At 31.2% G+C, this 13,694-nt stretch carries 13 protein-coding genes; 10 read left to right on the forward strand and 3 right to left on the reverse strand.

What is annotated here, in order from left to right; all coding sequences use genetic code 11:
- Positions 1–56: 56 nt before the first annotated feature.
- Positions 57–551, forward strand: coding sequence for a methyltransferase domain-containing protein (locus tag CLJU_RS02005; RefSeq protein WP_013237092.1), 495 nt, complete (start codon positions 57–59; stop codon positions 549–551).
- A 272-nt stretch (positions 552–823) separates the two neighbouring features.
- Here CLJU_RS02005 and CLJU_RS02010 read toward each other — a convergent pair whose 3' ends face one another.
- Positions 824–2,269 carry a DEAD/DEAH box helicase gene (locus tag CLJU_RS02010; RefSeq protein ID WP_041705253.1) on the reverse strand — a complete coding sequence of 482 codons (1,446 nt, stop codon included), beginning with the start codon at positions 2,267–2,269 and terminating at the stop codon, positions 824–826.
- Between the two features lie 130 nt (positions 2,270–2,399).
- On the opposite strand from CLJU_RS02010, the gene CLJU_RS02015 reads away from it, so the two are divergent.
- The 3 genes from CLJU_RS02015 (at position 2,400) to CLJU_RS02025 (ending at position 5,521) form a co-directional block, all read left to right on the forward strand.
- A complete protein-coding gene (locus tag CLJU_RS02015) occupies positions 2,400–3,617 on the forward strand; it encodes a deoxyguanosinetriphosphate triphosphohydrolase family protein (RefSeq protein ID WP_013237094.1) in 1,218 nt (405 codons plus the stop codon).
- A 201-nt stretch (positions 3,618–3,818) separates the two neighbouring features.
- Complete coding sequence (locus tag CLJU_RS02020; protein WP_013237095.1) at positions 3,819–4,820, forward strand: sodium:calcium antiporter; 1,002 nt, start codon at positions 3,819–3,821, stop codon at positions 4,818–4,820.
- 272 nt (positions 4,821–5,092) lie between these two features.
- Complete coding sequence (locus CLJU_RS02025) at positions 5,093–5,521, forward strand: Lrp/AsnC family transcriptional regulator (protein WP_013237097.1); 429 nt, start codon at positions 5,093–5,095, stop codon at positions 5,519–5,521.
- Positions 5,522–5,572: 51 nt separating this feature from the next.
- Here the strand turns inward: CLJU_RS02025 and CLJU_RS02030 are convergent, their stop codons facing one another.
- Positions 5,573–6,802, reverse strand: coding sequence for an NAD(P)-dependent malic enzyme (locus CLJU_RS02030; RefSeq protein ID WP_013237098.1), 1,230 nt, complete (start codon positions 6,800–6,802; stop codon positions 5,573–5,575).
- A 105-nt stretch (positions 6,803–6,907) separates the two neighbouring features.
- On the reverse strand, positions 6,908–8,317 hold the full coding sequence (locus CLJU_RS02035) for an aspartate ammonia-lyase (protein ID WP_013237099.1): 1,410 nt from the start codon (positions 8,315–8,317) through the stop codon (positions 6,908–6,910).
- 259 nt (positions 8,318–8,576) lie between these two features.
- Between CLJU_RS02035 and CLJU_RS02040 the strand changes: the two genes are divergently transcribed.
- The 6 genes from CLJU_RS02040 to CLJU_RS02065 all read left to right on the forward strand — a co-directional run bounded on the left by CLJU_RS02040 (position 8,577) and on the right by CLJU_RS02065 (position 13,691).
- Complete coding sequence (locus CLJU_RS02040) at positions 8,577–10,004, forward strand: amino acid permease (RefSeq protein WP_013237100.1); 1,428 nt, start codon at positions 8,577–8,579, stop codon at positions 10,002–10,004.
- A 370-nt stretch (positions 10,005–10,374) separates the two neighbouring features.
- Entirely contained in the window at positions 10,375–11,523 is a 1,149-nt protein-coding gene (locus CLJU_RS02045; RefSeq protein WP_013237101.1) for a methyl-accepting chemotaxis protein, read from the forward strand.
- A gap of 406 nt (positions 11,524–11,929) precedes the next feature.
- The gene (locus CLJU_RS02050; protein ID WP_148222364.1) at positions 11,930–12,442 is read left to right on the forward strand and encodes an RNA polymerase sigma factor; all 513 of its coding nucleotides are present in this window, start codon (positions 11,930–11,932) and stop codon (positions 12,440–12,442) included.
- Positions 12,439–12,888 carry a hypothetical protein gene (locus tag CLJU_RS02055; protein ID WP_013237103.1) on the forward strand — a complete coding sequence of 150 codons (450 nt, stop codon included), beginning with the start codon at positions 12,439–12,441 and terminating at the stop codon, positions 12,886–12,888. Before CLJU_RS02050 ends, CLJU_RS02055 begins: the two co-directional genes overlap by 4 nt.
- A complete protein-coding gene (locus CLJU_RS02060; protein WP_013237104.1) occupies positions 12,869–13,393 on the forward strand; it encodes a hypothetical protein in 525 nt (174 codons plus the stop codon). The genes CLJU_RS02055 and CLJU_RS02060 overlap by 20 nt, the downstream gene beginning before the upstream one ends.
- Entirely contained in the window at positions 13,386–13,691 is a 306-nt protein-coding gene (locus CLJU_RS02065) for a LiaI-LiaF-like domain-containing protein (protein ID WP_023162645.1), read from the forward strand. Before CLJU_RS02060 ends, CLJU_RS02065 begins: the two co-directional genes overlap by 8 nt.
- Positions 13,692–13,694: the final 3 nt, after the last annotated feature.

A 13,694-nucleotide genomic window follows, 5' to 3' on the forward strand; every position in this document is an offset into this window, starting at 1 on the left:
GTGGAAGAACTATACTTGAAGGATGGATAAACTTAGATCTTATAAAGCTTCCAGGTGTGGATGTAGTTGCAAATTTAGATGAATGTACTAATGTTAAGCTTCCATTTGAGGATGACTATTTTGAAGAGTTTTATGCAAGCCACTTAATTGAGCATATAAAAAATGCACTGCCTATGATGCAGGAACTTCATAGAATAGCAAAACCAAATGCTAAAGCTACTTTTAGGTGCCCTTATGGATCCAGTGATGAAGCTTTTGAAGATCCTACTCATGTTAGGCAGTATTTTTTAAACTCTTTTGGGTATTTTGGACAACCGTTTTATTGGAGAGCTGACTATGGTTATAGAGGAGATTGGAAAGTAAAAAGACTTATTTTAACAGTTGATAAAAATAAATATGAGGGTGTTGAGCCTTATAAGATTTTAGAGGAAGTAAATAAATTTAGAAATATTGTAAAGGAAATGGTTGTTGAATTAATAGCAATAAAGCCTATAAGAAAGCCTAATAAAGATTTACAAGATCGTGTAAATGTTGAATTTAATCTAGTTTAGCTTTACGCCTATAGGGGTTCTAGATTGAAAGTTAACTTATAAAAAAAGTTTTTAAGTGTGATTTCCATTTTGTTAGTATATTTTATGTATAAGTTAAAATTTCAATTGGAAACTCTATACAAGTTCTCTAACTTAAAAATCAACTTATACGTAGATATATTTTACAATAAACAAGTACATTTAAACTTATCAAAATATTTAATTGTACTTGTGGTTGTAAAATATTCGAAGAATAAGTTGATTTTTTGCTTAGAATACTTATAGGTTTAGCACTATTTTTGAGCTATTTCTACTCTTACAGATTTCCCCTTGATGGTTTTGTGTTTAAGCCCATCGAGAACTATATGGCCTTTCCCAGATAGTATATCAACGTAAGAAAAGTTATCTTGAATTTCTATTATGCCAACGTCCTCAGGATTAATACCATCGATACTTGATATAGTTCCAGCAATATCTCCTGGTCTTATTTTTTTCTTTTTACCTGCACTTATATATATTTTTGTGATGTCTTTATTTAGTTTAGTGGATTTATCTTTTTTTATCTTAGGAGCAGCTTTTAATTTTTCCTTGTATATATCCTTACCTTTTTCTACTTCTTCTTTTGATGGAATTGTACCTTTTTCAATAGTAAGATTGAAGAATTTTTCTATTTCTTCTAGAAATCTATATTCTTTAGGTGTAACAAAAGTTATGGCAGTTCCACTTTTCCCGGCACGACCGGTTCTTCCTATTCTATGAACATAACTTTCTTTTTCCATAGGAATATCATAGTTTATGATATGAGTTATATTTTCTACATCTATCCCACGGGCTGCAACATCCGTGCATACAAGGAAAATAAATTCTCCTCGTTTAAATCTTTTCATAACATCAATTCTTTCGGATTGAAGCATTCCTCCGTGAAGACCACTGCAGGAATAACCTTTACCTTTCATTTGAAGCACAAGGTCTTCTACATTCTTCTTTGTTCTGCAAAATATCATAGAACTTTCTGGCCTTTGAGTATATACTAGCTTATTTAACAAATCGAATTTTTTATATGCCTCTATCTGATAATATATTTGATTGATTCTATTTATTACGGGATCTTCGGCGTCTATTTCTACATTAATAGGATTATTCATATATGCAGCACATAATTTAAGTATTTCCTGGGGAATGGTTGCAGAAAAAAGGAGAGTTACTCTATTTTTAGGCAGCTTATCTAGAACAGCCTTAACTTGGTCTATAAATCCCATATTTAGCATTTCATCTGCTTCATCTATGATCAAATATTGTATTTTCTTCAGGGAAAGAGTATCTTTTTCTATATGATCTAGTGTTCTTCCTGGTGTTCCAACTATTACGTGAGTTCTTTGTTTAAGTTCTTTTATCTGAGTTGTTATAGGCTCTTTTCCAAAGATTGCAGTACAATTTATTCTCTTAAATCTTCCTATATCGTAAAAATCTTCTTTTATTTGCAGTGCAAGTTCTCTTGTAGGAGCAAGTACTAATACCTGGGGATTTTTTTCTTCAAGTTCTATTTTTTCACAGATTGGTATGGCGAAAGCTGCTGTTTTTCCGCTGCCGGTTTGTGACTTTACTATAATATCCTTGTTTTTAAAAATAAGTGGTATTACTTTTTCTTGAACCTGAGACGGATTTTTATATCCCAATTTTTCTATTGACTTTAATATATCTTCGCTTAATGCGAAATCTTTAAATTCTAGTTTATCCATAATTTTTTTTACCTCGTATACTTTTATATTAACAATACTTATCATACTATTATGTCCTTATAATGTATAGGAAATTATAGTTATGTTATAATATTTACGCGATACAAGTTGCAAAAAGGAAGGTCGAAAAATGGAGAGAAAAAAATTTTTAGATGTTGCTACTACAGAGAATAACGAAAAATGGAAACAAAGCATTTCTAGAGAAAACAAGTTGTATGAAAGAAACCATGAGCTCCGAAGCGAATTTTCAAGAGATTATAATAGAATATTGCATTCTACTTCATACAGGAGACTAAAACATAAAACTCAAGTATTTTTTGCAACAGATAATGACCATATATGTACAAGAATCGAACATGTAAACCATGTCTCTGCTGTGAGCTATACTATTGCCAACTATTTGGGGTTAAATACACAGCTTACTACAGCCGTTGCTATTGGACATGATTTAGGACATACCCCTTTTGGACATGAAGGTGAAAAAATATTAGGAGACTTTTCTAAAGCACAATTAGGCAATGAATTCTGGCACGAAAAAAATAGTTTAAGGTTTGTAGATAAAATAGAAACTTTACCAAACCCTGCGGGAAAGCAAAGCAATCTTGATTTAACCTATGCTGTAAGAGATGGAATTGTATGTCACTGTGGAGAGGTAAGAGCAGAGGCAATTTTTCCAAGAGATCAGGTTGTAGATTTAAACGACATACAAAAAACATTACAAATATCTTCTTATACCTGGGAAGGTTGTGTCGTCAAAATAGCAGATAAAATATCTTATCTGGGGCGGGATATAGAAGATGCTTTTAAACTTGGAATATTAAAGAGAAGTCAATTAAAAGAACTATATAATATAACAAAAGATACTGTTGGTATACACAGTATAAGAGAAATAAATAATACGGTGCTCATGCATAATTTTATTGTAGACCTATGTCAAAATAGCAGTCCGGATAATGGTATTGTATTGTCAAGCAAATATTTGACTTTTATTAATCTTGTGAATAAATTTAATTATGAAAATATTTATAATCATGAAAGGCTTAATAATTTTAAAAATTATGTAAAATTAGTTTTAGACACCATATTAAATACTTTAATGCGTTATTATGATGGTGAAAAAACTTTAGACAAAATTAAAGACTTTAAAAGAATATATCCTTCGCTGCATGAGGGGTTTTCTGGATGGTTAAAAAAATATTGTATTCAATTTAAAGGAAAATGGAGAGATAATGAAAAAATTTATGATTTAAAGAATTATCGTGATTATATCCAGGCTATCATAGATTATACATCCGGTATGACGGACAATTTTGCCATAAGAGTTTTTAATGAAATGTTGAGATTTTAATTGACAATATAAAGTTATGTGAGTAAAATATAATAAATTGATATATAGTCAAGAGGGAGTAGTTTGAAAGATAATGTCAACATATTGGCTTTTTAAAAACCTGGCATTATCCACAATTATGTGTAACGAGACTTTTGGTGTATTTAGTTTAATACACCAGAAGTCTTTTTTTATTTTTTACTTTAAGAGGAGGCGTTTAAAATGATTTTATCTGGTATTACTATGCTTTTGTCAGCTCTTTTAATTTATTTTAGCTGCGAATTTTTTGTTAATAGTATTGAATGGGTGGGCAAGGCTTTTAATATATCCAAAAATGCAGTAGGAACTGTACTTGCAGCCTTTGGTACTGCTTTACCTGAAAGTATTGTGACCTTAATTGCAGTAGTATTTGGAGCAAACTCAAGCCAAAAGGATATCGGAGTTGGTTCAGCTTTGGGAGGTCCTCTTGTACTGAGTACCATTGCTTATGCAGTAGTTGGGGTAAGCATAATTATGTTTAGTAGTAAGAGGAAAATAGGAAAGCATATTAAAATTAACGCAAGAAAGTTGGGAAGAGACCAAATTTGGTTTATGTGTATTTTTGTATTTAAAGTAGCATTGGGATTTGTAGCTTTTTCTATAAAGCACTGGTTGGGATTCTTATTCCTGGCTGTTTATGTACTTTATTCTTATGGGGAATTAAAGGCAGGTGCGGAAGAAACTGAAGAAAAACTTGAACCTTTAAAGATTAGTCCTAAAAATACGCATCCTACAAAAATTATGATTTTAGGTCAAACCATAGTATCTCTAGTATTTATTTTTGCAGGTTCTCAGATATTCGTACACAATTTAGGCTCACTAAGCAGCTTCCTTGGAGTACCACCGCATATAATAGCATTGATACTCAGTCCTGTGGCAACAGAACTCCCGGAGACACTAAATGCAGTTATATGGGTAAGACAGGGAAAGGAAAATTTAGCACTTGCAAACATCAGTGGATCTATGATGATTCAAGCTACTGTGCCAAGTGCACTTGGAATTATTTTTACACCATGGATGTTTGATAAAAGTCTGGCGCTTTCAGCTTTTATAACTTTTATAGCAATCTTATTTTTATGGATAACTTTAAGAAAAAGCCATTTATCAGCTTGGAGATTATCTCTTAATGCCTTACTATATGTTGTTTTCATAGTTGGAATATTATTTATAAAAAGTTGTATATAGATTATTTTGTTTTTTTAGTTGGTAAATTAAATATTAAATTAAAAAAATTAATTGGGAGGATGAAAAAGTTTATTTTAAAAGTTATTGAGGATAATTTATTGACATATAGTATATTTAAACTATAATAAAAATGTACTACACTTGGATAAGTGGTAGTATTCTAATGGAATAAATTTACATATAAATGTTTGCATTTTACTAAATTTACCTATAAGAGATATTCAGAACAAAATTGTTTTCGTCTCATTTTTTACATTATGGAGGAATAGAAAATGGACATGATTGATCGTCAAATTGTAAAGTGCCTGCAGAAAAATGGTAGGATTTCAATAAAAAAATTGTCAGAAATAGTTTGTCTAACTCCTCCTGCGGTCGCAGAACGCATAAGAAAGCTTGAAGAAGCAGATGTTATTATGGGATATAGGGCTGTTATTAATCCCCAGAAGATGGGAATGAATATAGAAGCTCTTATAAATATTACATTAAAAGCAGGTAAACGAAAAGAATTTATTGATTTTGTAAGAAAAAGTAAGTGTATAGTGAAGTGTTATCATGTTACAGGAGGTTTTTCCATGACTGTTAAAGTAATAGTCAAAGAGACGTCCGAGTTAGAAACATTAGTAGGTAAAATTCAGCAGTATGGTAATACACAAACTCTTATTATTCTTTCTACTATTATTGAACATAAAGGAATTGTATAGATAATATTTTTAAAGTCTGGAAGAAAACCAGACTTTAAATTTTTGTGTTTATTATGATTGTACAAGCTTTTTAGTATGTTCTTCTACCATTTCAGGAGTGATGTCAGTTCTTCTTGCAACTCCACTTTCTATGGCAGCTTTTGCTACATAGTAAGCTACCTTTGGTGCTATCCTTGAGTCGAAAGCATCTGGTATAACATAATCTTCATTAAGTTCTTTTTCAGTTATTATGTCTGCTATAGCACATGCAGCAGCTATTTTCATTTCTTCATTTATTTTTGATGCTCTTACATCAAGTGCTCCTCTAAATATTCCAGGGAATGCAAGAACATTATTTATTTGATTTGGAAAGTCCGATCTTCCTGTACCAACTACTTTGGCACCTGCAGCTTTTGCTTCATCAGGGTAGATTTCAGGCTTAGGATTGGCCATAGCAAAAATGAGGGGATCTTTAGCCATTGTTTTTATCATTTCAGGAGTAATTACTCCAGGAGCAGATACACCTATGAATACATCAGCTTCTTTTAGTACATCTTTAAGTGCACCTTTTATCATACTAGGATTTGTAACTTCTGCTAAGTCTTTTTTTGCAGCACTTAAATTTTCTCTATCTTTTGATATAGCACCTTTTCTATCGCATACAATAATGTTTTTAACTCCTCTACTTACAAGCAGTTTTGCAATTGCTGTACCTGCAGCTCCTGCACCATTTATTATTACTTTTAAGTCTTCAAATTTTTTGTTTACTATTTTAAGTGCATTTATCATAGCAGCTAAAGTTACTACTGCTGTTCCGTGCTGGTCGTCATGAAAAACTGGTATATTGCAGACCTTTTTTAATTTATCTTCTATTTCAAAGCACTCAGGTGCTTTTATATCTTCTAGGTTTATTCCTCCAAATGTGGATTCTATTAATTTTACTGTTTCTACAATCTTGTCAGGATCTTTGCTGTCAACACAAATAGGAAAAGCGTCTACTCCTGCAAAAGTCTTAAATAGAATAGATTTACCTTCCATTACAGGTAAGCCAGCTGCAGCACCTATATTTCCAAGTCCCAAAACTGCACTGCCGTTAGTTACTACTGCTACATAATTTCCCTTAGAAGTATAATCGTATAAGGTATTATAGTCCCTGTTGATTTCAAGACATGGTTCAGCAACACCTGGAGTATATGCTAAGCCTAGGTCCTCTCTAGTTTTAACAGATACTTTACTTTTAAGTGCTATTTTACCTTCATGTTCTTTATGAAACTTTAATGCTTCTTCCTTTAAATTGTTCATATGTAAACCTCCTTGTATGATAAAAAATATTTCCAGCAACCAAAATAACTAATGAAGAACAGGTTGCTGGAAATTATATTACGTTATAGGTTTTCTAAACCTATATTAAGCAAATTCATATTTTTTTAATTCCCTAGGTTCAGTCATACTTATAGGATCTAGTATACGATCTAATTCAGATTCTTTTAAAATACCATTTTGAAGTATGATTTCTTTTACTGGCTTTCCTGTTTTTATAGCACTTTTTGCAATTGAGGCAGCCTTTTCGTATCCAACATAAGGGGTAATGGCAGTAACTATACCAACACTATTATCCACTAACTTCTTACATCTATTTGTATTTGCTGTTATACCTGAAATACAATTTTCTGTAAAAGTTTTTACACCGTTAGTAAGGGTTTCTATGGATTCAAATAAGTTGAAGAATATAACTGGCTCAAAGGCATTTAATTCCAGTTGACCAGCTTCAGCAGCCATTGTTATTGTAACATCATTTCCTATAATATTAAAGGCCACTTGAGTCATTACTTCTGGAATTACAGGATTAACTTTTCCCGGCATTATGGAAGATCCGTTTTGTTTTGGTGGAAGATTTATTTCTTCTAAACCAGTTCTTGGACCTGATGACATAAGCCTTAAATCATTTGCCATTTTGGATAAGTTAACGGCACAGGTTTTTATAGCACCAGATACTGACACAAAACCATCTAAATTTTGTGTGGCATCTATCAAATCATCAGCTTGTTCTAATTGTATACCAATAATATCACTGAGTATAGGTACTACTGTATTCATATATTTATTATCTGCATTTATTCCAGTACCTATTGCAGTACCACCTAAATTTAATACTTCTAATTCTTTTTTTGCGGCTTCAAGTCTTGAGATATCTCGTTTTATAACGGAACTATAAGCTTTAAATTCTTGTCCTAATCTAATGGGAACTGCATCTTGAAGCTGAGTTCTTCCCATTTTTATAATATTATTGAATTCTTTTGCTTTCATATCTAAATTCATATCTAATTTCTTTAGTTGTTCTATAGCTTTTAAAAGAAGTTTTAAAGCAGTTATTTTTCCTGCAGTTGGGAAGACATCATTTGTAGATTGTCCCATATTAACATGGTCATTAGGATGTACAATTGAGTAGTCTCCTTTTTTTCCACCTAAAATTTGAATAGCTTCATTTGCAATTACTTCATTTGCATTCATGTTTGCAGAGGTACCAGCTCCACCTTGAATAGGGTCTAGTATGAATTGATCTTGCAAATCACCACCGAGTATTTTATCACTAGCCTCAATTATTGCTTTTTCAATGTTTTCATTTAAAAGACCTGCTTTATAATTAGCTATAGCTGCTGCCTTTTTTATTTGAACAAGGCTTTTTACAAGCTCTGTATTTAATTTATATCCAGTTATATTAAAATTTTCAGCTGCTCTCAATGTCTGAACTCCATAATAAGCCTCTGTAGGTACTTCCTTTGAACCGATGGAATCACTTTCAATTCTAAAATCCATAAATATTCCCCACCTTTATTTTTAAATTTATAAATTGTAAATACTTTTTCTTTTAACTTAATAATAATCCCTTAATTTAAAACAGTAAATAAAATTAAGAAAACTCCGTAATAATGAAAATAAATCACTATATTTAGTTTATAAAAATTAGAAAAATATAGGGTTAACTTAAAAAATTAAGGTGGTAATACAACTGAATGTTTTTTAAAATTTAACAAATACTATCTTTAAGATTATATAGGCTTGAGGTGGTATATTAATGAAAAGTGATCATAAAGGACTTTCAGCAGTTCAGCTTACAATGATGGCTTTAGGAACTGTAATTGGTGGTTCATTTTTCCTAGGTTCTGCTGTGGCTATTCATGCATCAGGTCCTTCTATTATTATTGCTTACATACTAGGCGGAATTTTAGTATATTTTATTCTTTCTGCACTTTCTGAGATGACTGTATCTGACCCAGCTCCGGGATCTTTTGCTACCTATGCAGGTAAAGCTTTTGGACGTGGAACTGAATTTATGGTGGGATGGGTTTATTGGACTGGAATGGTTCTAGCTATGTCCAGTGAAGCAGCAGCAGTATCAATTTTAATTCGCAGATGGTTTCCTAAGGTATCTATATCCTTAATTGGAAGCATTGTTATTATTTGTATTACGCTACTCAACTTGTTGGGCGCAAGTAAATTGAGCAAGCTTGAGAGTGCCCTTGCTTCTTTTAAGATAGCTGCCATACTATGTTTTGTTATTATTGGCATACTTCTAGTTACAGGGTTAATAGGTGGAGTTTCACAAGTTAAATTAGGTCAATTGGGGAGAGAACCTTTTTTTGCTGGGGGAATAAAAAGCATTGCAGGAAGTATGCTTATAATTATGTTTGCCTATGCTGGTTTTGAGATAATTGGTTTAGCTGCTTCAGAAACTAAAGATCCTAAAAAGGTAATTCCAAAAGCTATTAGATATACTGTGTTAAGCCTTGTTGGTCTTTATATAGTTTCTGCGGCTGTAATTATATTTCTAATTCCTACGGCTGCCATTAGTGAAAATGTAAGTCCTATGGTAGCAGCCCTTAACAATTGGGGAATGGGTTGGGCAGGTAATGTTATGAACATAATAATGATTACTGCTATACTTTCTACAATGTTAGCAGCTATGTTTGGACTTGGAAGGATGATTCGGTCTCTTGCAGATAGAGGGCATGCACCTGCATTATTGAGGGATAAAAAGGATGTGCCTTATAGAGGAATGATGCTTTCGGGGTTTTCTATGCTTTTGGGACTCATAATAGGGCTCTTATTTCCAAAGGTTTATTTATTCTTAGTAAGTTCAGGAGGTTTTGCTCTACTTTTTACCTATGCGATTATTGTAGCTTCCCATATTCGTTTTCGCAAAAGAAACTTACAGGAGTTAAAGAAAAAAGCGTATCCCTATGGTTCATTGATTACTTTAATAAGTCTTGTCGTTATCATTGCAAGTATGCCTTTTATTTCAGGGCAAACTTCAGGTCTTGTAGCTGGAATTATAATTATAGCTGTATACTTATTTATATATTTAGGTGTAGAAGTCTATAAAAGAACTAGGAAAGCTATAAATGAGAATAATAAGTTAAGTGTAAAAAAGCAAATAGTTGATTTACTTACAGAGTTTTCTGAGGAAATTACTAATCATAAGAAAGATAAAAAAGGAGAGTAATTATATGTGAGTAATTTCAAATAAAAGTTTTATTCTATTTTTTATAATCTTGGTTCCCCATGAATATTTTTAAATTAAAAATAAGACATAATAAATATTTTGTTTAATTTATTATAACATAATATAGTCTTAAATCCAGTTTTTATTAAAATATTTACATAAAAGTACCATAAAGGATAACATTTATTTACTTATGGTGTAATTTTGTGTAAATTTATGGATAAAATTTGCTATTAATAATAAAAAAATTTATTTAATTTCACAATAATATGACAAAATATTTATTATGTACTAATAATGTAAATTATATTTTATAGTACCACAGTTTAATTAAAATGTTTAATATAGAATGGAAGGGAATAGTGAGGATATGATCAAGGTAAATCAAATAGACAGTGTAAAAGAATTTGCTAAAGTTCAAGCAAATTTAGTATCTGGTGGAGTTGTATACGGAATTATAGAAGGTGATACCATGAAATGGGTGCAGTCTTCAGATTCATTTAGTTTGGATGTATTTCATGTTGGTAAAAAATTTGATAGTAATAGTACATCTCTTACTGCAATTCGTGAAAAAAGAGTATTGTCTCAGAAAGTTCCTCGTTCCGCTTATGGAATGAGACTTTCAATAACTTCAATTCCTATAGTGGACGAGCATGATAAGGCTGTTGGTGTTTTTTCTATGGCTTTTCCAAGATTACATCCTGTAGCAAAAGCTTTTGAAAATTTTGCACCGATGTTAGCTGAAATGTTTTCGGAAGGTGTTTTTTTATGCTTAACTGATCTTGAAAAGTTTGTAAGTATACAATCTTCAAAACAATTTAATATTAATTCTATAAAAATAGGAGATGAATTTGAATCAGATTTTATCAGTAAAAAAGTGATAAGTACAGGAAAATCCAAAGTTGAAAAAATAGATGCTGTAAAGTATGGTACTCCTGTTATGATGTTAGGTTATCCACTAATTGATGAAGATTCAAATGAGATTGTTGGTAGTTTTGTTATAGCTATGCCAAAGGAGACTGAAGCAGAGTTACGTAATATGTCAGGCAACCTTACGGAAAGTATAACAGGGATATCTTCTGCTATTGAAGAATTGGCAGCATCAGCATCACAAATACATAGCAATGAACAGGAACTTAATAATGATATAAGTCAGATAACAGAATTATCAGAAGAAATAAATAAGATATCTTCTTTTATAGAGGATATTGCAAATGAAACAAAGATGTTGGGACTAAATGCTGCTATTGAAGCTGCTAGAGCAGGACAAGCTGGTAGTGGCTTTGGTGTAGTGGCAAATCAAATAAGAAAACTTTCTGAACAAGCTAAGAGTACCGTGCCTAAGATTAAGAAATTAACGGATAGCATTAAAGAAAAGGTAGATGGATCTAGCAAGAAAAGTAAGGGATCTCTAGCTTCAAGTCAGGAACAGGCTGCTGCGACTGAAGAAATTACTGCAAGTATAGAAGAGATAACTACCATGTCAGAAAAATTAAGTGAAATTGCACTTAAACTTTAATCCTATAGAGTCTCTAAACGAAAAATCAACTTATACTCTGAATATTTTTTACAACCTTCAGCTCCTTAAATATTTTGATAAGGCTAAGGAAAAAATTTAAAAAAATATTGAGAACTTTTGAAAACTCGTACCTCAAACAATTCAAAAGTTCTAGGTTTTTTAAGAATTTTTTCCTAAGACTTATATACAAAATATTTGAAAGAGCTTCATTGTTGTAAAAATATGCCTGCGTATAAGTTGATTTTTAAGTTAGAGATTTATCCTCATATGATTATTCTAAATAAAATTTGAACTTATAAATACAGATATGCTGACAAAATTGAAAGCACATTTAAAAAATTTTTAAATTTAATGAAGTGTTTTTTGTTTCTGAATCGTTATAGTAAGTGTAAGGATAAAAAGGGCGGTGATGATTATTCAAAGAGACGAATTTGCAAATTATATAAAACAATATGAACGCTTAATCATTACTATATGTTTATCTTTTACAAAAAATTATTTTGATGCGGAGGATTTGGCACAACAAACTTTTCTGGCTGCTTATAAAGATTATGAGAAATTTCAAGGAGAAAATTTTAAAGCCTGGCTCACTAAAATTGCTGTAAACAAGTGTAAAGACTATATGAAAAGTCCTGCACGAAAAATAAATAGTTTAACTGATCAAGAATATGAATGTTTGGAAGACAAGAAAAGCTGCATTGAAGATACTGTGATAGAAAATGATACTTCACAGAAAATACATGACTTGTGTAATAAATTAAAGGAGCCTTACAGGACTGTAGCCATAAATTATTTTTGTAAAGATATTAAACTTTCTCATATGGCTGAATCTACGGGTCAAAAACTAAAAACTCTGCAGACACGTTTGTATAGATCAAAAAAATTATTAAAAGTTTTATGGAAGGAGGAGTTTATGTGAGTGAAATACTGTTTGATGAAAATGGACATTTAACTAAAAAATCCATAAAGTGCCTTAAGGACGGTTCCTTAAAAAGTGAGGAAAGCATTATGATTTTAGATCATGTTTCTGAATGTGAAAAGTGTAGTGCCTACATTGCTGATGGTTTTGATGATACTGAACTTGTAAAAGCTCCTTCTGGATTTTGTGATGAGGTAGAGAATAAAATAAAAAAGAGAAAGAGCAGTGAATTTATTTTTTACTCGCTTAGAGTTTCAATTGCAGCTTGTATGGCACTCATGATTGTTTTTTCAAACACATTAAATTTTATAGTAAATACAAAAAAAGTAGTAGGTATTGCACCGCCAAATTTAAGTATTGTAAATTCAATAAATACGAATATGAGTAATTTTTCTCAGAAGATAATTAACATGGAGGGTTTTAATAATGAGAATGAAAAAAGGTAAGATTTCAACATTTATTTTTTCACTTTTACCTGGCGCAGGGCATATGTATATGGGATTTATGAAAATGGGAATATCTTTTATGTCAGCTTTCTTTTTTGTAATATTTATAGCTGGTTGGCTTAACATAGGTCCTCTCTTGTTTGTTTTACCTCTTATTTGGTTTTATTCCTTTTTTGATTGTGTAAACAAACGGTATTCTTCAGATGAAGAATTTTTAAATTTAGAAGATAATTATTTGTTTTCACTTGATAAGCTATTGAAAGTTGATCAAAAAGTATTTACAAAGCAGAGATTATTTGTAGGTATAGTATGTTTATTCCTTGGGTTGTATTTAATATGGGATAACGTAATGAATACTTTATGGGGTCATATTCCAAATGAGGTGTATGAGATGCTGTCTGATGTAACAAGAACTGCACCTAGAATAATTATAGGTATTGCAATAATTGCTGCAGGTATAAAACTAATTAAAGGTAAAAAGAGGGAGATGGATGAAGATGTTTAAAGGTCGTAGAGTTGGCACCCTTACGGCAGGTATAGTGCTCGTTATGTTTGGAACAATGTTTTTGTTAAATAGAATGCTTCCCAATATAAATTATTATCTAATAGTGTCATTGTGGCCTATTATTCTAGTACTTTTAGGTATTGAAATTATTGCAGGCTATATAATAAATAATGAAGAAAAGATGAAATATGATGCAGGTGCCATTATTTTAGTAATATTATTATCTGTTTTTTCAATGGGTATGGCAGGTGCCCAGTTTATAATTCTTCATTTCCCCCAATGTAAAATCATTTTTTAAATA

Source organism: Clostridium ljungdahlii DSM 13528, from assembly GCF_000143685.1.
GTDB classification, from domain to species: domain Bacteria; phylum Bacillota; class Clostridia; order Clostridiales; family Clostridiaceae; genus Clostridium_B; species Clostridium_B ljungdahlii.

Coding starts and splice junctions, on each gene's coding strand:
- CLJU_RS02025 (WP_013237097.1), top strand. CDS start 5,093: ATGGACATGATTGATCGTCAAATTGTAAAGTGCCTGCAGAAAAATGGT.
- CLJU_RS02060 (WP_013237104.1), top strand. CDS start 12,869: ATGAGAATGAAAAAAGGTAAGATTTCAACATTTATTTTTTCACTTTTA.
- CLJU_RS02065 (WP_023162645.1), top strand. CDS start 13,386: ATGTTTAAAGGTCGTAGAGTTGGCACCCTTACGGCAGGTATAGTGCTC.
- CLJU_RS02030 (WP_013237098.1), bottom strand. CDS start 6,802: ATGAACAATTTAAAGGAAGAAGCATTAAAGTTTCATAAAGAACATGAA.
- CLJU_RS02035 (WP_013237099.1), bottom strand. CDS start 8,317: ATGGATTTTAGAATTGAAAGTGATTCCATCGGTTCAAAGGAAGTACCT.
- CLJU_RS02015 (WP_013237094.1), top strand. CDS start 2,400: ATGGAGAGAAAAAAATTTTTAGATGTTGCTACTACAGAGAATAACGAA.
- CLJU_RS02020 (WP_013237095.1), top strand. CDS start 3,819: ATGATTTTATCTGGTATTACTATGCTTTTGTCAGCTCTTTTAATTTAT.
- CLJU_RS02010 (WP_041705253.1), bottom strand. CDS start 2,269: ATGGATAAACTAGAATTTAAAGATTTCGCATTAAGCGAAGATATATTA.
- CLJU_RS02040 (WP_013237100.1), top strand. CDS start 8,577: ATGAAAAGTGATCATAAAGGACTTTCAGCAGTTCAGCTTACAATGATG.
- CLJU_RS02045 (WP_013237101.1), top strand. CDS start 10,375: ATGATCAAGGTAAATCAAATAGACAGTGTAAAAGAATTTGCTAAAGTT.